The sequence below is a fragment of the Deminuibacter soli genome, assembly GCF_003412455.1.
Taxonomy (GTDB): Bacteria; Bacteroidota; Bacteroidia; order Chitinophagales; family Chitinophagaceae; genus Deminuibacter; species Deminuibacter soli.
In genome coordinates, this window is the sequence record NZ_QTJU01000004.1 from 231,485 (window position 1) to 250,575 (window position 19,091).

The window sequence follows — 19,091 nt, forward strand, 5'->3', positions numbered from 1 at the left end:
AGGTTTACAAGCCTAAATTCTGCCTACGAATGTCAACAAAGAAAAGAATTTTATTCATAGCCACCGAAATGTCGCCCTACCTGGAACTGACAGAATTTGCGGAAATAGTGAACAAACTGGCTATAAAGAGTAATGATAGCGGGCTGGAAGTAAGGTGCATTATGCCCCGTTTTGGTGTTATCAACGAACGCCGTCACCGCCTTCACGAAGTGGTGCGTTTATCGGGAATTAATGTATCGGTGGATAATGACGATTATCCGTTGCAGATTAAAGTGGCCTCTTTGCCCAATGCCCGCTTACAGGTGTATTTCCTTGACAATGAAGATTTCTTCAAACGCAAGCAGGTTTTACACGATGAAAGTGAAGAATGGTTTGATGACAATGGCCTGCGTGCTATTTTCTTTTGCAAAGGTGCCCTTGAAACCGTTAAAAAATTCGGCTGGCCTCCCGACGTTATTCATTGCAGCGGCTGGATGACCGGTTTAATTCCCATGTACCTGAAAACCGCTTATAAAAAAGAGCCGGTATTCTCGCACAGCAAGGTCATTTTCACCATTGGCCAAAATACTTTCAAAGAAACCCTGGGTGAAGATTTTGCCGAAAAAGCCATTATCCACGCGAATATCAAGGAAAAAGACGTAGAGGCTTTTAAAGAAGCCAATAATACCGCCATGTTTAAGGGTGGTGCTACGTTTGCCGATGCCATTTCTTTCGGCGCCGATAAAATTGATAAAAAACTGACCGATGAGTTTGCCAAGGTAAAAGGTAAAAAAGTAATCCCCTTCAAAGGATGGGAGAGCGACCTGGGCGAATACATTGACCTGTACAACGAATTGGCTAAATAGCTTATATTTTATTATTGTAGCGGTTGTGGCAACACAACCGTTTTACATGTAATCCGTACCTGCTGCTGTAAATACTGAAACTGTTATCAGTCTACAAAAAAGGTAGGAAATGGTGGATATTTTTTCAAAAAAAGTATATTAGCAGATAATAGCGATTATATTTACACCCATTAAAACTATTAATTACAAAATGCCTTATTTGTTTACGTCTGAGAGTGTGTCTGAAGGACATCCAGATAAAGTAGCCGACCAGATATCTGATGCATTGATTGATAATTTTCTTGCATTTGACCCCGAGAGTAAAGTAGCCTGTGAAACGCTTGTAACAACCGGACAGGTGGTACTGGCAGGTGAGGTAAAATCAAAAGCTTATTTAGACGTTCAGGAAATAGCCCGCGGTGTAATCCGCAAAATTGGCTATACCAAGAGCGAATATATGTTTGAAGCCAACAGCTGTGGTATATTATCAGCCATTCACGAACAGAGTGCTGATATTAACCAGGGTGTTGACCGCAAAAAGAAAGAAGAACAAGGTGCCGGTGACCAGGGTATGATGTTTGGTTACGCCACCAACGAAACAGCCGATTACATGCCGCTGGCACTGGATCTGGCTCATAAAATACTGCAGGAACTGGCTGCTCTGCGCCGCGAAGACAGCGCAATCAAATACCTGCGTCCTGATGCCAAAAGCCAGGTAACGCTTGAGTATGATGACAACAACAAGCCTGTGCGCATTGATGCGATCGTGGTTTCTACACAGCACGATGACTTCAATACAGAAGAAAAAATGCAGGCGAAAATTAAAAAGGATATCATCAACATCCTGATCCCGCGTGTAAAGGATAAATATCCCAAATATGCGCACCTGTTCAACAACAAAATCAAATACCATATTAACCCTACCGGCAAATTTGTAATCGGTGGCCCGCACGGTGATACCGGCTTAACCGGCCGTAAAATTATCGTTGATACCTACGGTGGCAAAGGCGCACACGGCGGTGGCGCTTTCAGCGGTAAAGATCCCAGCAAGGTTGACCGCTCTGCTGCTTACGCTACCCGCCACATCGCTAAAAACCTGGTTGCTGCCGGTGTTTGTGATGAGGTACTGGTACAGGTTTCTTACGCCATCGGCGTGGCTGAACCAACCAGCATTTGCGTTAACACTTACGGTACTGCCAAAGTGGACAAAACCGATGGTGAAATTGGTAAACTGGTGCACGAGATCTTCGATATGCGCCCTTACTTTATCGAAGACCGCCTGAAGCTGCGTAATCCTATCTACAGCGAAACTGCAGCATACGGTCACATGGGCCGCAAGCCACAGGTGGTAACCAAAGAGTTTGTTATGCCCGGCGGTAAAACACTGAAGAAAAAAGTAGAACTGTTTACCTGGGAAAAACTGGACTACGTTCCACAGGTGAAAAAAGCCTTCGGTATCAAATAACACAACGGTCTTTTTTGACCACGTTACTATACTTCAGATCCCCCTGTTTTACCAAGCAGGGGGATTGCTGTTTTATGGGGAGCCTTTTAAACAGTATTTTGTATGAACAGGGAATTAAAATATATGCAGGAAGCCATTGCCTTATCGCGCAATGGTATGGAACACGGTCATGGCGGGCCATTCGGCTGTGTTATTGTGAAAGATGATGTAATTGTAGGCCGCGGCTGGAACAGGGTTACCAGTACCAACGACCCAACCGCACATGCCGAAGTGGTGGCCATACGCGAAGCCTGTGCCGCACTCGGCAGCTTTCAGCTTACAGATTGTGAAATATACACCAGCTGTGAACCATGCCCTATGTGCCTGGGCGCTATTTACTGGGCCAGGCCAAAGAAAATATACTATGCCTGTAACCGCGAAGACGCAGCAGACGCAGGTTTCGACGATTCATTTATTTACACAGAACTGGCCCTGCCCTTTAACAACCGCAGCATTGGCGCTGTTAACCTGGGGAGGAATGAAGCGATAAAGGTGTTTGAAGAGTGGGTGAACAAGCGGGACAAGCAAACGTACTAATCGTGAGTGGTGAGTGGTGAGTGGTGAGTGATCTTAGCGAGTACCAATTTCGAGAATCGAGACATCGACACGTCGAGATTATCTGAGCGAGCCCGATACGTGAGCCGTCAGTCGTGAGTGACCTCGCCTGCGGCTGTGTCTTCACAGCCGCTCGTAATCGGGTGAAGCGGTGGTTGTGGGGACACAGCCACGGGCATAACCATTCAACAATTCAACCATTCAACAATTCAACAATTACTCCATGATCCAGGAACTGATCACGACCTTTCAGCTGCTGCCGCACCCGGAAGGGGGGTATTATAAAGAAACGTACCGCAGTGCAGGGAGCATTGCGCATAATGCTTTGCCGCCTGTATTTGGCGGTGACCGCAGTTATTCAACTGCTATTTATTTTTTGCTGGAACAGGGCAATTTTTCTGCTTTTCACCGCATTGAAAGCGATGAGCTGTGGCATTTTTATGCAGGCGGTTCTTTGCTGGTGCATGTGCTGAACCCTGCAGGAGAATTGCATACCATTAAACTGGGGGCTGATATTGCAAATGGGGAAACCTTCCAGGCGGTGGTGCCTGCCGGCAGCTGGTTTGCGTCGGAAACCGCACCAGGCACCAGTTTCAGCTTTGTAGGCTGCACCGTAGCCCCGGGTTTTGATTTCAGTGATTTTGAGCTGGCAAAGGCAAACGTGTTAAGCGCCGCCTACCCCCAATATACAGCACTGATTGAACGCTTATGCCGTCAATAGCAACACTCGAACAATAAAACCATTAAGCCATCCAGCAATTATGCCCTGATCATCCTGATCACGACATAGCCCAATATACACAGCAGCAGCACAATAACCACGTATATCATTAACCAGGGAAGGTCTTTGATTTTGCGTTTTTCCTTTTGCTGTTTGCGTGTGTGCAACTGCTGGTGCAGCTGTTTGTTGAGCTGCAGTACATAATCGTTCAGGTGCTGTTTGGAAGAGAAGGCTTCAAGGCCTTCCACTGCATCGTTCATGAAGGCAGAATCAACCAGCTTTGCTTCCAGTGCATGCTGCGCTTCGGGCGATAGTTTACCTTCCAGGTATAACAGCAATTCTTCATCGCTCAGTTCATCGCCGGGATTGTTGGTTAATATATCTTGTAAATTGCTCATGCCTGTTTTTTCATTTTCTTTTCCACCAATAATTTCAGGTTGCGTTTGCCATTCTGAATATGACTTTTTACCTGCATCAGGTTGTAACCGGTAGTATCGCTTATTTGCTGGTACGATTTCTTTTGCAGGTAAAACATGGTTACGCAGGTGCCCTGTTCTTTGTTGAGTTCTCCAATGGCAGCCTCCATCAATACCAGTGCCTGCTCTTTCTCGTTCTGCTCGGCTATATTACCGGGATCTGCAGGCAGGGGCATATTGTCGGTTATTTCATAGGTGTTTTTGCCATGTTTATCGCGCAGCTGCATCAGGCAGTGGTTGCGTGCCACCATGTACAGCCAGCTTTTAATGTATTCAACCTTGTACTTCTGCAACTCGGTAATGGCTTTCAGGAATATCTGCTGTACGGCATCTTTGGCTGCTTCTTCGTTCTTTAAGTATTTCATGCTAACGCCAAGCAGCAGCAGTGTGTAGCGTTGCAGCAACAAACCCAACCATTGATTATCTCTTGTGTTGTAGAAATAATTCAATAGCTCCTGGTCTGTTAGGTGGGCTGTATTGTCTTTATTCATCTGGTGGGTTCAGTTCCGGTGGTAAAATAAAGAAATTTCTATGGTAAGATGCCGCGGTAATTAAATTCCATAACTTCCCGGTCCAAATAAGGCGATTTTATGACATATGTAGCATGTATCGTAGCTGCAGCCCCTTTGCGTGCAACCAACAGCCACAGAAGTGAAATGGTTAGTGAACTGTTGCTTGGCGAGTTTGCCGAGGTGCTTGAAACAGAAAAGGATTTTCTGAAGATCAGAACTTTATTCGACCAGTATGAAGGCTGGTGCCAGGCAAGCCAGCTGGCCGAAGTAGATGAGCAGATTGCCGGCCTGCGCCCAACCGGTTACACGCTTACCCGCGATGCCAGTGCTATGCTGAACGGCCTGCCTGTACAATTGCCGCTGGCCACACCGGTGTACAAAACACAAAACCCGTTTGCGCTGGGTAAGTACGAATTATCTTACCTGGAAACAGCAGCAGCCATGCTGCATTTCTCTGCTGCTACCATTGAGCAGACTGCCAGGCTTTTTTTACATGTACCTTATTTATGGGGCGGAAGAACTTCTTTTGGAATAGACTGCAGCGGTTTTACCCAGCAGGTGTACAAAACCATGGGCATAGCCCTGCTGCGCGATGCATCGATGCAGGCAACCATGGGCACGGATGTGGGTTTTCTTGAAGAAACACGTTGCGGGGATCTTGCCTTTTTCGACAATGCAGAGGGCCGCATTACGCATGTAGGCATATTGCTAAACAATGAAACCATTATTCACTCCTCAGGGCGCGTGCGCATTGATAAAATAGACCACCAGGGCATTGTGAATGTAGACACTGCACAGCGTACACACCAGCTGCGCATGATCAGGAGGATGGTGGATTAGTGCTAACAGCTAAAAAGCCACCTTAACGGGTGGCTTTTTGTATAATGTGATGGAAGCGCTGATTAGTCGAGCAGGTCCATTGCTTTGGCGAAGTTGGTAACGGCACCAGGCAGGGCCAACCAGAAAAACTCACGGTAAACGATCATCAGTGTTACCAGTACGCCTACCCAGATAAAGAAATACAGCCAGTATTTTGCGGTTGATTTTTTCGCTTCCATTGTTTTTCAGTTTTGCGCAAAAATAAGGCAGAAAGTTTAATTGAAGAAAAACGCGGGCGTCAAAAAAATGCGGCAGATTGCCGGGGAAATATCAGCCTTTACCGCTTAAAATGCTCAGCGTGATAATGCCCAGCACCAGTAAAGTGATAAACACGTACAAATAATCTTTTTCGGCCATAAAACCGAACACAGACAGGATGATGCGTGCTACAGGCGTGGCCAGCAACAGCAATACGCCGGCCTGAATAATGGAAGCACCCTCAAGCCGCAGTATGCCGTGGAATATTTGCGTGAGGTTGAGCAGGTGTGTGGTTTCTCCATTAAAAACATGGTAATGTTCCACTCCTGTGTGTGTTTGAAACAGGTACAGTATCCCCCCGATAAACACCAGCGCAGCAGAAAACAGTACGCCCAGGCGCAGCAGATTGCCCATGAGCAATTCCAGTTTTTTATCTTCTGTGTTTAACGGCATGGGCTACAGTTTGTGCATAACACCGTTGTAGATCATTTGCAGGGAAAGCAAACCCACTACAATGGCAAATACAATTTTCAACGATTGGGTGCTTACCCTGGTGAGTACGCGGGTGCCGGTGAATGCGCCAGCCAGCACGCCCAGCACTACAGGCATACTTAATCCCGGATCAATATAACCGCGCTGAAAGTACACAACGGCACTGGCGGCGGCAGTAACGCCAATCATGAAATTGCTGGTAGTGGTGCTTACTTTAAAAGGCAGCTTCATCATGGTATCCATGGCTACTACTTTTAAAGCACCCGAACCAATACCCAGCAGGCCCGAGATGGTGCCTGCAATCAGCATCATAAAAAAGCCGCCGGGCACACGGTGTACAGTGTAAGGTATCTGCTGCCCGTTTGCAGCAGGATAGGTACTGTTTAACCGTAACCTGGCGGCCAGTTTATTGGGCGTGTTATCGCCTGTATCGCTGGCTGCATGTTTGCGCAGCGACAGCAAAACGGTAGCAAGCAAAACCACACCGAAAATAATGGCTATGATGTAGGTAGGAATATACATGGCCAGCGCAGCGCCGCAAATGGCACCGGTGGTGGTGGCTATTTCGAGAAACATGCCCACCCGTATATTTGAAATACCCTCTTTTACATAAGCAATGGCTGAGCCCGATGAGGTGGCGATAGCGGTAACCAGTGAAGTGCCGATGGCATAACGCAGATCGATATGCAACGCCAGCGTGAACACGGGAATGATAATAACACCGCCGCCAAGCCCTGTAATGGCACCCAGCAAACCTGCCACATAAGATGCCAGCAGAATAACCAACGTAAAAAGAAGTAATGACATAGGCCCCTGTGACCGGCTTTTTTGCTTGCTCCGCTCCGGAAATTATTTCGTGTTCATCAATGTTTTGTAAGAAGCGATGGCTTCTTCAATGATTTTGTGTGCTTTAGCGGCACCTTCGAATTCTTCTACCTTAACGGTTTTGTTTTCGAGTGTTTTGTATTCTTCAAAGAAATGTTTCAGCTCGTTTTTGAAGTGCTGGGGAATTTCTTCAATGTTGTTGTAGTGGTTAACGCTGGGGTCGTTGGCAGCTACTGCAATAATTTTATCATCACCATCGCCGCTGTCGATCATCTGCATAACGCCGATTACTTTGGCTTCCATCAAAGTCATTGCCTGTACGGGGAGTGAGGTAATAACCAGGATATCCAGCGGATCTTTATCGTCGCCGTAAGTTTGAGGAATAAAACCGTAATTACAGGGGTAATAGAAAGAAGAATAAATCACCCTGTCTAATTTAAGCAAACCGGATGCCTTATCAATTTCATATTTAGCCCTTGAACCCTGTGGAATTTCAATAACAGCATTTACAATTTTAGGTGCATCATCCCCATATGGAACGCCATGCCATGGATGTAATACGTTCGTCATTTGCTATAACAATTTGTGCGCAAAGGTAATGGCTAAACTTCAAACCCGGCGGCGATTAATGAAACAGTTTGGGAATGCCTTTGCGTTGTGCGCTGTAAATACTGCTGTCCCCGCTGAAAAAATAGGCTGTAAAGCATGCTATAGCAAAATATACAATATGTTCTCCGCCAAACAGCTCAACACCCATTACCGTGCAGGCCAGCGGGGTATTGGTAGCTCCTGCAAAAACGGCGATAAAACCCAGTGCTGCAAACAAATCAACCGGTGCATGCAGCAGTATGGCCAGGGTATTGCCCAGGGTAGCACCAATAAAAAACAAGGGGGTTACCTCGCCGCCTTTAAAACCGCTGCCCAGGGTAATGGCCGTAAACAGCAATTTCCACAACCAGCTAAAACTATCTGCGCCACCGGCCGTAAAAGCATTAACAAGCGATACGCCGCCGGCATGATTGCTGGTTACGCCAAGCCCTAAATAATCGGGTGTGTTCAGTATAAAACGCAGGACTATTACCAGGCAGCCGCCTGCAACAGGCACCAGCCAGGCCGGGCGCACATACCGGTTGAACAGCTGCTTAAAGCGATGCACGCTTTCTGCAAACAGGTAGGCGGTAAAACCAAAGGCTGCACCTGCGCCGATTACGTATACCAGCAGCAAGGGGCTCAGCGGCAGGTTAAGGCCGGCCAGTTGAAATGGGGCAGTATGAAAATGAATATGGTATTGGGTATGATGCAAGCCCCAGGCCGCGCAGGTAAAATCGCCTGCAATGCTGGCTACCAGGCAGGGCAGCAGGGCTTTGTAGCTTAATTTACCAACAGTAAGCACTTCCATGGCAAAGATGGTACCGGTAAGCGGTGTGCCGAACACGGCACCAAAACCGGCTGCAATACCGGCCATGAGCAGTATTTGTAAATCATTTTCAGTGAGCCTGAACCATTTGCCAAACATGCCGGCAATACTGCCGCCCATTTGAACAGCAGTACCTTCGCGGCCTGCAGAACCGCCAAACAAATGGGTAATAAGCGTGCTTAGCAATACCAGCGGCGCCATGCGTTTGGGTACACCGCCGCCGGGCTCATGAATTTCATCGATGATAAGGTTATTGCCTTTTTCACTGTTTTTGCCCCAGAGCTGATACAAAAAGTAAATGGCAATACCGGCTGCAGGTAACAAAAACAGCAGCCATTCGTGCGCCCATCTTATGCGGGTTACCACATCGAGCAGCCATAAAAACAGGGCTACAGCAGATCCGGTTGCAATGGCAACAGGAATGGCCAGCAGTGTCCAGCGGAATAAAGCAATAAATAAACGTAAAGAAAGCGGGGTGTTGAGCATGCGCATACCTACAAAATTTCAATGATTTGTTTTGCAGGCGCCATCAGCTCTGTTGTGCAGAACGGTTTGGGTAGGGAAGACACCATTTCCCTTTCAGTCTTGGGCAAAAATAATGAATTACCGGATACCACACGGCGCTGGTACCCGGTAACACTTACAGGTTACCGTTGAAGGTGTATTTCAAATCAACCTGCCAGTTGGTGCCCTTGCGTATCACACGCAGTTTGCGGGCAATTTTATCGTACGAATTGGCGTAATTGATTACGGTGGTGGAATCGTTGAGTTCTTCCAGGTTGTTGATGTAGATGGAAGCTTTTTTGTATTCCGCATTTTTGGCCTTACCGTTTTCTTTGTAATGTTTCTGCAGCTGGTTTAAATCCTGCCGGTTTACATCATCGGGCAAAATATAAAATGCGGCTTTGTCAAAATCTCCTTTTAAGCAGCCTTCAATAAAAAAACGGCCTGCATCCAGCGCATTGTCTGCGGGCTCAAATTTTTCGCCGCCGCACGATGTTACTGCAAGCAATACAAAAATCCCAATGAGCATCTTTTTCATTCTTCCTGGTTGTTTCCTTTCCGCAAAAATACAAGCTTAAGGCTTTGGGGCGGCATCCATTATCATAGGCAGGATGCTGTTTTTGTCGAATGCCACTTTCCAGTCGCCGTTTTCTTTTTTGAGGTGAACGGTGAGGGTGGCCGTTTTATCAGACGGAACGACCTGCGCAGTGGCGGTTTCGCCGGTGATCACTACGTTGGTTACTTCAAAGGGATCATTTTTGGGCGGATGTGCGGCGCTGTCTTTTTTCTGTTTGGCAGCTTCACTCATCAGGTTCAGCAGCGAAGCGCTTTCAGCTGTGGCATATTGGCGTGCTTCGGCAAACTGTTCTTTTGCCAGGGCTTCAAAAAAACGGGCGGTGACTTCTTTGGGGCCGGCATGTTTGGCTGAGCAGCTGAACAATACCAGCAGCAGCGGTAATAAGCGTTTCATGGTTGATTGGTTTTGTGACCAGGGTAAATAACGGCGGTAAGTTACGCTAATCATATTTGTAACGTGCCACGGCAGTGCAGGAAGGTTGCAGAAAAATATCATCTACCCCTGCATATTGCAGTGAACCGGTGGTAGTGGTGGTGAACAGGTGCGGGTTGCCAAAGGCGCGTGAAAAAGTTTTGTACACAAATTCGGAGCAGTACATTTTATCGTCGGTATGCAGGTCAAAAGCCATGTCAAATGGCAGCCCGGCAGCATAACAGGCATGAACCATACTGTCTACACGATGGTAAACAGCAGGTGTAAGCGGCATGCGGAAAATGCCAAAGCCTTTGTTGCTGTTGCCGTTGCAGAACACGGCGAGTGGTTCACGTTTGAGTTGCTGGTTGGCACTGGTTTCGCCGCCAAGTGCGTGGTACACTACAATGCTGTCGTTTTCGATGTTTACAATACCGCAGTGTGAGTAGGTATTGTCCCTGCGGCAAAGCCGCCGCAGGCTTTCGCTGGTGAAATCAGTGCCGGTGCGGGTAATGATATCGCCGGGCTGCAACAGCAACGCTGCGTTGTGAACGGCAGCTGCAGCATGCACAACGCGGGTACGGGTAAGCTGTTGTAATTGCTGCTGTAAAGGGGATGGGGCATTGCCGTTATTGCGGCCGCAGCTGCAGGCGGCGGCTATAAACAACAAGAGGCAGCAAAACTGCAGCCTCTTGTTGGTACGTGTATTACAGGCTAATGATTTAACCATTGTTGTTGTGGTGGCCGTAGTGCTGCTGTTGCTGCGGCATGCGGGCTTCTTCTCTTTCCTTTTCGCGTTCGTACGCTTTGATAATTGCTTTTACCAGTTTATGCCTTACTACGTCTTCTTCGTCGAGTTCAATGTGTGCGATGCCATCTACATTACGCAAAATGCGGGTAGCTTTTTCCAGGCCGCTGCGCTGGTTTTTAGGCAGGTCAATCTGGGTAGGGTCGCCCGTGATAATGGCTTTGGCATTGGCGCCAATACGTGTTAAAAACATTTTCAGCTGCAGGTCGTTCGCATTCTGTGCCTCATCGAGAATGATAAAGGCATTGTCGAGCGTACGGCCACGCATATACGCCAGCGGGGCAATTTCAATGGTACGTGTGCTCATGTAATAACCCAGTTTGTCGGCCGGTATCATATCATCGAGCGCATCGTACAGCGGGCGCAGATAAGGATCGATTTTTTCTTTGAGGTCACCGGGTAAGAAGCCCAGGCTTTCACCTGCTTCCACCGCGGGACGGGTGAGAATGATTTTCTTTACCAGTTTGTTTTTCAGGGCCCGTACTGCGAGTGCTACTGCAGTATAGGTTTTACCTGTACCGGCTGGTCCGATAGCGAACACGATATCATTTTTATCGGCTGCAGTGACCATTCTTTTCTGGTTGGCTGTACGGGCGCGCACGGTTTTACCGTTGGGGCCAAATACCAGAATGTCGTTGGGATTGCGGTCTACAAAATGATCGATGGTTTCAGCATCGTCACCGCCAAGAATTTGTTCAAAATAGTTTTCGCTTAAATCGCCGTTGCGTTCCATGTACTGGATGATCAGGTCGATTTTTTCCTTTGCGTTCTCAATCTGTTCAGGTGCGCCGCTTAGCTTAATTTGCGTACCACGGGAGAGGATTTTCAGCAGCGGGAATTTCTTCTTTAACAGATCAAGCTTTTTGTTGTTGACACCAAAGAATTCTATCGGATTCACTGTGTCGAGGTTGATAATAGTCTCTGTCAATGCTTCATCTTTTTGGTGAGGAAAAGGGTACACTAATACGAGGCAACTTCTATTCCAAATTTAACCTTTCAACACGCATATTCCTATGACAGGTTATACACAGCTTGTGGGAAAGTCATTGAAAACGAGAACGAAAAAACCGATAGCGGGGACAACAATTGCACGTATTAAATACCTGTTATATTTCGCGTTGCGTTGCCGGCTACCGGTTCATTTGCTCGTATATTTTTGTTATATATTCTTTAGTTGCTGAATTACAGCAGCAGGATCGGGTGCATTAAAAATAGCACTGCCTGCTACCAATACGTCGGCCCCGGCTGCAACTATGGCAGCTGCATTGTCCAGCGAAATGCCACCATCTACTTCAATCAACACATTGGCCTTTGCTTCGGTGATCAGTTGCTTCAGTTGCTGCAGCTTGGTTAAAGTATGGGGAATGAATTTTTGTCCGCCGAAACCGGGATTCACACTCATAACCAATATCATGTCGGCATAGCCGATAATGTCTTCTAAAAAATGTACCGGTGTATGTGGATTAATGGCTACACCTGCTTTGATGCCAAGATTTTTGATCTGCTGAATATTGCGATGCAAATGGCGGCAGGCTTCAAAATGAACGGTGATCACGTCTGCACCGGCCTTCTTAAAATCTTCCACGTATTTCTCCGGCTCTTCTATCATGAGGTGTACATCGCATATTTTGGTGGTTGTTTTACGGATGTGTTCAATTACCGGCATACCAAAGCTGATGTTTGGTACAAAGCGGCCATCCATTACATCGAGGTGAAACCATTCAGCTGCACTGTTATTAACCATGTTGCAGGCATCTCCGAGCTGAAGAAAATTGCTGGCCAGGAATGAGGGGGCGATAATGGGCATAGAAATAAAATTTAGCTTGCTGCCGCAAACAATGCCAACGCCGGTTTCCGGGGCATGGCAGTTGTTGTTTGCAGTGAATGTGAAGTTAAACGTTTTTTACAGTGATTCTGTTTACTCGGCGCCTATCCGTTTTAAACCTTCGTGCGCGGCAGACAGGTTTTTATCGAGGCTCAGCGATTGCTGGTAGCGCAGGGTGGCACTGTCTTTATTACCCATCATTTCAAAGGCGCGTGCCTGGTAATAATAAGCATCTGCATACAGGTTGTTCACCTTCGAGGCAAACACAAATATCTTCAGCGCTTCATCGTATTTTTTCTGATCAAAGTATACCAGTCCTTTTTCAATATACGCCTCCATGTAGGTATAGTTGTCGGCGATGCAGGCATCAAAGGCTTTCAGCGCCTCATCATGTTTGCCTGAACGCGCATAAAACACGCCGGCAATAAAAGCGCAATGTGCATCGTACTCGCGTCCCATGCGCATTTGCTGCACCTGCCCGCATAATTGCAGGGCCTGCGGGTTTTTCTTTTCTGCCAGCAGGTTGGCCAGTGCCAGTACAGCATCGGGCGAAGGATATATTTTAATGGCATGATCGTATGCCTGCATGGCAGCTGTGGTATCGCCGGCATCTTCAAATATCTGTGCCCTGGTAAACAGCAATCCGTAATTAGCGGTATCCTTTGCAATCAGGCTGTCCATTTGCCTGAGGGCCTGTTTAAAATCACCGATGCTGTCGAGCACAGTGGCGAGGCGCAGGCGAACGCCGGCACTATCCGGGTGCAGTTGTACCTGTTGCTGCAGTTCTTTTAGGAGTGGCGAGAATTGTTCGCCGGCAGTTTTTTTATGATCGTTTTTCGAATTTCCCTGCTGGTTACAGGCCATGGCACAGGCAGCCAGGGACAGTAACATTAAACGGTTGAATAGCTTCATGCGGCAAAGGTAGGGAATAGCAGATAGCGGATAGCTTTTAGCTGTTAGCTTTGGGCTGTGTAAAGCCAGTGAATGAAAGCAAAAGCCGGTGAATAGTGAATAGTCAACCGTGAATAGGCCGGAGCGAAGCATTCCTTAAAGAGCGAAGGTTTGTTGCGGTGGGAACACCGGCACCGGCGTTTGGCTGTCCCTATGTTTGCGGCTTTGCCGCTCATGTGCATTCTTTGGATATTTGTGTTTTGTGTGCTTACTTTGCGCATTCTTCACTTTAATAAAACACGCTATGTATCTTGCATCTGTATACCTGCACAGTTTATTACGCTGGGTGATTTTAATTCTGTTGCTGGCCAATATTGTGCGCCATTTTGCCAATGCCAGCAAACCATTTACAGCACAGGATAAAAAACTGGGCCTGTTTTTAATGATCTCCGCACACATTACTTTGCTGCTGGGTTTGTACCAGGTTATCTTCGGCCGTTTTGGCTGGCTGAATGTGCCTGCTGGTACCAATGTAATGAAAGATGCATTCTGGCGTTTTTACCTGGTAGAACATCCTTTTGGTATGCTGGTGGCCATCGTACTTATCACCATCGGTAAAGGTGTTGCCAAAAAGAATCTGCCCGACGCTAAAAAACACAGGAAAAGTGCGATCCTGTTCCTGGTTGCCCTGATCATTATCCTGGCTACCATTCCATGGCCCGGACGTGAAGCCATCGGCAGGGCATTGTGGCCTTCGATGTAAGCATCACAGCCATCCGGCAATTGCACCATGTAACTATATTTAAAAGGTGTGCTCCTGTAAAGAAGAGCACACCTTTTTTTATAAACTATGTATATTTAAAGATGCGTACCATTTATTTATTCATCGCCATACTGGCTGCCACTGCTGCAGGTTGCAGCAGCAAGCCGCAACAAACCGATGTGCAGCAGGCAGCTGCCGCTATTACCGATACAGGATTTGCCAGGTATATTCAAACACTGGCATCTGATTCGTTTGAAGGCCGCAAACCGTTTACACCCGGTGAAGACAAAACCATTCATTACCTGGAACAGCAGTTTAAACAGCTGGGATTACAACCCGGTAATGGCGGCAGTTATTTCCAGGATGTGCCGATGGTGGATATTTTCTCCAAACCTGCAGGTGCACTGGTAGTGAAGGGTAAAACCGGATCGGTTACGCTGAACTACCCCGATGACTATGTTGCCGCTACACGCCGTGTACAGGATGAAGTAAGCGTGAACAATTCACCGCTGGTATTTGCCGGTTACGGCATTATTGCGCCGGAATATAACTGGAATGATTATGCAGGACTGGATGTAAAAGGCAAGACTGTGGTGGTGATGGTAAATGATCCGGGTTTTAACGACAGCACACTGTTCCGGGGCAAAAACATGACTTACTACGGCCGGTGGACCTACAAGTTTGAAGAAGCTGCCCGCCAGGGCGCCACAGGGTTGATGATTATTCATGATACCAAACCCGCCAGTTATCCATGGGGTGTTATCCGCAGCGGATGGACAGGCTCTAAACTATACCTGCAGGCAGAGGACAACAATATGTCCCGCGCGGTAATGGAAGGGTGGATGACGACTGATGCCGCAAAAAAACTGTTTCAGCTGGCCGGCAAACCAGACAGCCTGTTGCAACAGGCAGGCCGCAAAGGGTTTAAACCGGTTGAGCTGGGCATTACCACTTCGCTGGTAATACACAATACCATCAAAAAATCTGTTTCGCACAATGTACTGGCTGTATGGCCCGGTGACAGCAAAAAAGACGAATACCTTATTTACTCTGCACACTGGGATCACCTGGGTGTTGGAGAAAAAGTAAACGGCGATTCCATTTACAACGGAGCAGGCGATAATGCCACCGGTACCGCTGCACTGCTGGAAATGGCTGCTGCCTTTACCAAATTGAAAAAGAAACCCGCACGTTCTGTATTGTTTGCCGCGGTTACTGCAGAAGAACAGGGCTTGCTTGGTTCAGAATATTATGCTACACACCCGGTGGTGCCGGTGAAAAAAACAGTGGCAGATATTAATATCGATGTACTGCAGCCGTTTGGCAAAATGAAAGATATTGTGGTGATTGGTTATGGGCAGAGTGAGCTGGACGATTATGCACAACAGGCTGCAGCGCAGCAGGGGCGCGTGATACGCCAGGATCCTGATCCGGCTGCAGGACATTATTTCCGGTCAGACCATTTCAATTTTGCAAAAGTAGGGATACCTGCCCTGTACACTGAGAATGGGCAGCAGTCTGTTGCACATGGCGAAGAATGGGGCAAACAGCAACTGGAAGAGTATAACAAAAACCGCTACCATGCACCCGGCGACGAGTTTAAAGCCGATTGGGATATGACGGGCATTGTGCAGGATGCACAACTGCTGTTCAACGTAGGCTACCGCTTAACCAATGAAACCAGTTTCCCGCAATGGAAACCGGGATCGGAGTTTAAGGCGGTTCGGGAGAGGCAATAGTGTTTGAAGGTTTAATGTTTCAAGTTTAACGTTTGATAGTTTTAAGAGGTTCGATAGTTCAGGAGGTTCAATAGTTCAGGAGGTTCAATAGTTCAATTTATATGGGTTTGCGGGAATTGGTAATTGAACATTTGAACAATGAAACTTTTGAACTTTCCTTTAATTGAACATTTGAACGATGAAACTTTTGAACTTTTCTTCCCTAACACAATGAACTCGGCTAACGTTTACCCAGCTCTATTACTTCGCAGTTCTTCATTTCTGCGCCGTCTATTTCAAAACGGATGAGGGTACGTACTTTGTGCCAGCCCTGTTTACCGGCTGCGCCGGGGTTCATGTGCAGGCAGCTGAGTTTGGCATCGTACTGCACTTTCAGAATATGTGAATGGCCGCTGATGAAGAGCTGCGGTTTTTCTTTCTGCAGCAAGGCACGCACACCGGGTTCATAACGTGCCGGGTGGCCGCCTATGTGTATCATGCATACCTTCACCTGCTCACAGGTAAACAGCAATTGTTCGGGGTATTGCAGGCGTATATCCTGCCCGTCGATGTTGCCGTACACGCCACGCAGGGGTTTAAAGGCCTTTAATGCATTGGCCAGTTCTATAGTGCCGAAATCACCGGCATGCCATATTTCATCTACATTGGCGAAGTGGGTAAATACTGCTTCATCCAGGTAGCTGTGGGTATCTGCGATCAATCCTATTTTAGTCATTTAGTCAACCAGTTTATCTGCACGTAATTGTTCAAAAACCATGAGCACACCAGGTACCTGGTGTGGTTCTTTGAGGTAGGTGGCATGGTCAAAAAATTGGATGGCGCCTATTTCTGCAGATGGCTGCGGTGTTTGCTGCAACTCGTGTATAAAACAATCCTGTTCCATTACCAGGTTGTCTTTTTCGCCAAATGCAGGTGCGGTAACATGCATGTAATATTGCAGGCTGTCTTCCGGCAGCTGCATGTTCAGTTCTTCCATTACTTCGCGCTGCATGGCCTGCAGGGCAGTTTCACCGGCATCTATTTTGCCGCCGGGCAGGTACCAGGCCTGTTTGTTGTTGCTGAAAGCCAGCAGCAGCCGGCGGTTTTGTATTACAATGAGGCCGGCGCAATGAATTGTTTTCATCTCCGGTTATTTTGCGCCGCGCAGGTTTGCGGCCAGTTTAAAAATGGTTAGAAAATGGTGTGCTTCGTGCAGCAGGAAAAATTCAATCCAGTCTTCAATGGTCAGGTTACCGTATACCGGGTGACTGCCTTTCAGTTGCTGCTGTTCATCGGTTAATGAAGACAAAAAATGGTTGAGATCAAAGCGCTCGCTCTGCATGTCCTGTAGCAATTCATCGGGCGATTTGTGTTGCCAGCGGGCAAATTCCGGGTCTTCTTCTGCCACATAACGTGCAAACTGTGGTTCGCTGCCGGTGAGTATCAGTTCTATTCTTTCCTTGAATATCTGCTGGTAACGGCCCAGGTGCGCCAGGTTATCGAAAATGCTCCATTTGCCTTCAGCAGGGCGGGTAAACAATTGCTGCTCTGTGCTGTGCTGCAGGCTAACCAATAAACTGCCGGGCTGGTGCAGCAAACGCATTTGCTGTGAGTTCTCCATAATATTTGTTACATTAGTGCTACGATTGTACAATAATATGCCATACTTCCGCAATTTCACCTATTGGATAGATAAGCGGCGCTGGAAATATGTTTTCCTGCTGATGACGCTTGAAGAAAGTCATTAGCTGCAAACATGGGGCTGCGCGCTTTTTACACAGAAATATATTCCTGTCTGCGCCTGTAAACCATGCAGCCATTTTACCATTCAATCATCTTTCCATCTATTCAATGATTTTTACCATGCCACATTATGTAAGTGCAGGAAGTATGCCGCACAAACGTCATACCCAGTTTCGCAAGCCAGACGGCAGTTTGTATGCCGAACAGTTATTCAGCACCGAAGGTTTCAGCAGCGATTACTCCCTGCTGTATCATTGCCATCCGCCTACACGCATTATCCGCACCGAAGCGCCTTATGATGTAATGCCCAATATTGCTGAAGAAAAAATGCTGAAACACCGCAGCTTTGAGGGCTTTAAAATACAACCGCATGCTGATTTTTTAAAAAGCCGTGTCCCGGTGCTGGTGAACAATGATTGCCATATTGTACTGGCCGCACCTTCGCATTCACTGAAAGATTATTTCTATAAAAATGCCGATGCCGATGAAATGCTGTTTGTGCACGAGGGCAGCGGCAAGCTGTTAACACAATACGGTGAGTTGTCTTTTGCCTATGGCGATTACCTGGTGATTCCGCGCGGCTGTATTTACCAGCTGCATTTTGATGGTGATATAAACCGCCTGTTTATTGTGGAGAGCTTCAGTCCCATCCGCTACCCCAAACGGTATGTAAGTAAATGGGGGCAGCTGCTGGAGCATTCACCTTATTGCGAGCGCGATATACGCACGCCGCAGCAACTGAACACGGTTGATGAAAAAGGCGACTTCCTGATCAAGACCAAAAAGAAAGGGCGCATGTACCATATTCATTACGGTCATCATCCTTTTGATGTGATAGGCTGGGATGGCTGCTGTTATCCCTTTGCTTTCAGCATTCACGATTTTGAACCCATTACCGGCCGCGTACACCAGCCGCCACCCGTGCACCAGACGTTTGAAGGCAATAATTTCGTGGTGTGCAGTTTTGTACCGCGCCTGTTTGATTACCATCCTTTGTCCATTCCTGCACCTTACAACCACAGCAATATTGACAGTGATGAACTGCTGTATTATGTAGATGGTGATTTTATGAGCCGCAAAAATGTGACCCGCGGCATGATTACCCTTCACCCGGGCGGCATACCGCATGGTCCGCACCCGGGCAGCGTGGAAAAAAGCATTGGCGCAAAGGAAACGAAAGAGCTGGCGGTGATGGTAGATACGTTTCATCCGCTGCAGCTAACAATAGAGGCGCTGGCGATAGAGAATGAGGGGTATACGATGAGCTGGGCGGAATAGCGATAGGCGTGAGGCGTGAGTAGGAAAGGCATCGGGCATCGACAGTCGAGACTATCTGAGCGGGTACGATGGACATTTGATGCCCACGAGGTGTCCTCACCGAAGTGTCAACCTTCACCTCGATTCCCGCACCAAGTACCCGTAGCTGCAGCCTGAAGCCAATTGCCGCC

At 47.5% G+C, this 19,091-nt stretch carries 24 protein-coding genes and 1 riboswitch; of the genes, 8 read left to right on the forward strand and 16 right to left on the reverse strand.

Annotation, left to right across the window (positions count from 1 at the left end):
• Positions 1 to 29: 29 nt before the first annotated feature.
• From DXN05_RS13405 to DXN05_RS13420, 4 genes are all read left to right on the forward strand, one after another.
• Positions 30 to 845 carry a glycogen/starch synthase gene (locus tag DXN05_RS13405; RefSeq protein WP_116847777.1) on the forward strand — a complete coding sequence of 272 codons (816 nt, stop codon included), beginning with the start codon at positions 30 to 32 and terminating at the stop codon, positions 843 to 845.
• A 190-nt stretch (positions 846 to 1,035) separates the two neighbouring features.
• The gene (metK, locus tag DXN05_RS13410) at positions 1,036 to 2,289 is read left to right on the forward strand and encodes a methionine adenosyltransferase (protein WP_116847778.1); all 1,254 of its coding nucleotides are present in this window, start codon (positions 1,036 to 1,038) and stop codon (positions 2,287 to 2,289) included.
• 102 nt (positions 2,290 to 2,391) lie between these two features.
• Positions 2,392 to 2,865: a nucleoside deaminase gene (locus DXN05_RS13415; RefSeq protein ID WP_116847779.1), complete on the forward strand. Its 474-nt coding sequence runs from the start codon at positions 2,392 to 2,394 to the stop codon at positions 2,863 to 2,865.
• Between the two features lie 241 nt (positions 2,866 to 3,106).
• A complete protein-coding gene (locus DXN05_RS13420; protein WP_116847780.1) occupies positions 3,107 to 3,604 on the forward strand; it encodes a cupin domain-containing protein in 498 nt (165 codons plus the stop codon).
• A gap of 38 nt (positions 3,605 to 3,642) precedes the next feature.
• On the opposite strand, the gene DXN05_RS13425 is transcribed toward DXN05_RS13420, so the two are convergent.
• Together DXN05_RS13425 and DXN05_RS13430 are read right to left on the reverse strand one after the other, a co-directional pair.
• The gene (locus tag DXN05_RS13425; RefSeq protein WP_116847781.1) at positions 3,643 to 4,002 is read right to left on the reverse strand and encodes a hypothetical protein; all 360 of its coding nucleotides are present in this window, start codon (positions 4,000 to 4,002) and stop codon (positions 3,643 to 3,645) included.
• On the reverse strand, positions 3,999 to 4,571 hold the full coding sequence (locus tag DXN05_RS13430) for an RNA polymerase sigma factor (RefSeq protein WP_116847782.1): 573 nt from the start codon (positions 4,569 to 4,571) through the stop codon (positions 3,999 to 4,001). Before DXN05_RS13430 ends, DXN05_RS13425 begins: the two co-directional genes overlap by 4 nt.
• A gap of 99 nt (positions 4,572 to 4,670) precedes the next feature.
• Here DXN05_RS13430 and DXN05_RS13435 point away from each other — a divergent pair, with 99 nt between their 5' ends.
• On the forward strand, positions 4,671 to 5,432 hold the full coding sequence (locus DXN05_RS13435) for a C40 family peptidase (protein ID WP_116847783.1): 762 nt from the start codon (positions 4,671 to 4,673) through the stop codon (positions 5,430 to 5,432).
• Positions 5,433 to 5,494: 62 nt separating this feature from the next.
• Here the strand turns inward: DXN05_RS13435 and DXN05_RS24850 are convergent, their stop codons facing one another.
• From DXN05_RS24850 to DXN05_RS13485, 11 genes are all read right to left on the reverse strand, one after another.
• Positions 5,495 to 5,650, reverse strand: coding sequence for a hypothetical protein (locus DXN05_RS24850; protein ID WP_170148875.1), 156 nt, complete (start codon positions 5,648 to 5,650; stop codon positions 5,495 to 5,497).
• Positions 5,651 to 5,741: 91 nt separating this feature from the next.
• A complete protein-coding gene (locus DXN05_RS13440; RefSeq protein WP_116847784.1) occupies positions 5,742 to 6,122 on the reverse strand; it encodes a DUF1634 domain-containing protein in 381 nt (126 codons plus the stop codon).
• A 3-nt stretch (positions 6,123 to 6,125) separates the two neighbouring features.
• Complete coding sequence (locus DXN05_RS13445; RefSeq protein ID WP_116847785.1) at positions 6,126 to 6,968, reverse strand: sulfite exporter TauE/SafE family protein; 843 nt, start codon at positions 6,966 to 6,968, stop codon at positions 6,126 to 6,128.
• Positions 6,969 to 7,010: 42 nt separating this feature from the next.
• Positions 7,011 to 7,556 (reverse strand): inorganic diphosphatase, encoded by a 546-nt coding sequence (locus DXN05_RS13450; RefSeq protein WP_116847786.1) that lies wholly within the window; start codon positions 7,554 to 7,556, stop codon positions 7,011 to 7,013.
• Positions 7,557 to 7,611: 55 nt separating this feature from the next.
• The gene (locus DXN05_RS13455) at positions 7,612 to 8,895 is read right to left on the reverse strand and encodes a voltage-gated chloride channel family protein (protein ID WP_116847787.1); all 1,284 of its coding nucleotides are present in this window, start codon (positions 8,893 to 8,895) and stop codon (positions 7,612 to 7,614) included.
• A 21-nt stretch (positions 8,896 to 8,916) separates the two neighbouring features.
• A riboswitch (Fluoride riboswitch) is annotated at positions 8,917 to 8,988 on the reverse strand.
• Positions 8,989 to 9,043: 55 nt separating this feature from the next.
• Positions 9,044 to 9,445: a DUF4878 domain-containing protein gene (locus DXN05_RS13460; protein ID WP_116847788.1), complete on the reverse strand. Its 402-nt coding sequence runs from the start codon at positions 9,443 to 9,445 to the stop codon at positions 9,044 to 9,046.
• A gap of 36 nt (positions 9,446 to 9,481) precedes the next feature.
• Positions 9,482 to 9,877, reverse strand: coding sequence for a nuclear transport factor 2 family protein (locus DXN05_RS13465; RefSeq protein ID WP_158559242.1), 396 nt, complete (start codon positions 9,875 to 9,877; stop codon positions 9,482 to 9,484).
• A 46-nt stretch (positions 9,878 to 9,923) separates the two neighbouring features.
• A complete protein-coding gene (locus DXN05_RS13470) occupies positions 9,924 to 10,625 on the reverse strand; it encodes a YiiX/YebB-like N1pC/P60 family cysteine hydrolase (protein WP_116847790.1) in 702 nt (233 codons plus the stop codon).
• Entirely contained in the window at positions 10,618 to 11,631 is a 1,014-nt protein-coding gene (locus tag DXN05_RS13475) for a PhoH family protein (RefSeq protein ID WP_116847791.1), read from the reverse strand. The genes DXN05_RS13470 and DXN05_RS13475 overlap by 8 nt, the downstream gene beginning before the upstream one ends.
• A 231-nt stretch (positions 11,632 to 11,862) precedes the next feature.
• A complete protein-coding gene (gene rpe / locus DXN05_RS13480; RefSeq protein WP_116847792.1) occupies positions 11,863 to 12,510 on the reverse strand; it encodes a ribulose-phosphate 3-epimerase in 648 nt (215 codons plus the stop codon).
• Between the two features lie 111 nt (positions 12,511 to 12,621).
• The gene (locus tag DXN05_RS13485) at positions 12,622 to 13,440 is read right to left on the reverse strand and encodes a tetratricopeptide repeat protein (protein WP_158559243.1); all 819 of its coding nucleotides are present in this window, start codon (positions 13,438 to 13,440) and stop codon (positions 12,622 to 12,624) included.
• Positions 13,441 to 13,723: 283 nt separating this feature from the next.
• Between DXN05_RS13485 and DXN05_RS13490 the strand changes: the two genes are divergently transcribed.
• Both DXN05_RS13490 and DXN05_RS13495 read left to right on the forward strand, forming a co-directional pair.
• Entirely contained in the window at positions 13,724 to 14,182 is a 459-nt protein-coding gene (locus tag DXN05_RS13490) for a hypothetical protein (RefSeq protein ID WP_116847794.1), read from the forward strand.
• Positions 14,183 to 14,283: 101 nt separating this feature from the next.
• A complete protein-coding gene (locus DXN05_RS13495; protein WP_116847970.1) occupies positions 14,284 to 15,921 on the forward strand; it encodes a M28 family metallopeptidase in 1,638 nt (545 codons plus the stop codon).
• A gap of 220 nt (positions 15,922 to 16,141) precedes the next feature.
• Here DXN05_RS13495 and DXN05_RS13500 read toward each other — a convergent pair whose 3' ends face one another.
• From DXN05_RS13500 to DXN05_RS13510, 3 genes are read right to left on the reverse strand one after another with little or no spacing between them, the layout of a single operon-like run.
• Positions 16,142 to 16,636 (reverse strand): metallophosphoesterase family protein, encoded by a 495-nt coding sequence (locus tag DXN05_RS13500; protein WP_116847795.1) that lies wholly within the window; start codon positions 16,634 to 16,636, stop codon positions 16,142 to 16,144.
• Positions 16,637 to 17,044: an NUDIX hydrolase gene (locus tag DXN05_RS13505; RefSeq protein WP_116847796.1), complete on the reverse strand. Its 408-nt coding sequence runs from the start codon at positions 17,042 to 17,044 to the stop codon at positions 16,637 to 16,639.
• A 6-nt stretch (positions 17,045 to 17,050) separates the two neighbouring features.
• Positions 17,051 to 17,521, reverse strand: a complete 471-nt coding sequence (locus DXN05_RS13510; RefSeq protein WP_116847797.1) for a DinB family protein — start codon at positions 17,519 to 17,521, stop codon at positions 17,051 to 17,053.
• Positions 17,522 to 17,790: 269 nt separating this feature from the next.
• Between DXN05_RS13510 and DXN05_RS13520 the strand changes: the two genes are divergently transcribed.
• Positions 17,791 to 18,921 (forward strand): homogentisate 1,2-dioxygenase, encoded by a 1,131-nt coding sequence (locus tag DXN05_RS13520; RefSeq protein ID WP_245975207.1) that lies wholly within the window; start codon positions 17,791 to 17,793, stop codon positions 18,919 to 18,921.
• The last annotated feature ends 170 nt before the right edge of the window (positions 18,922 to 19,091 follow it).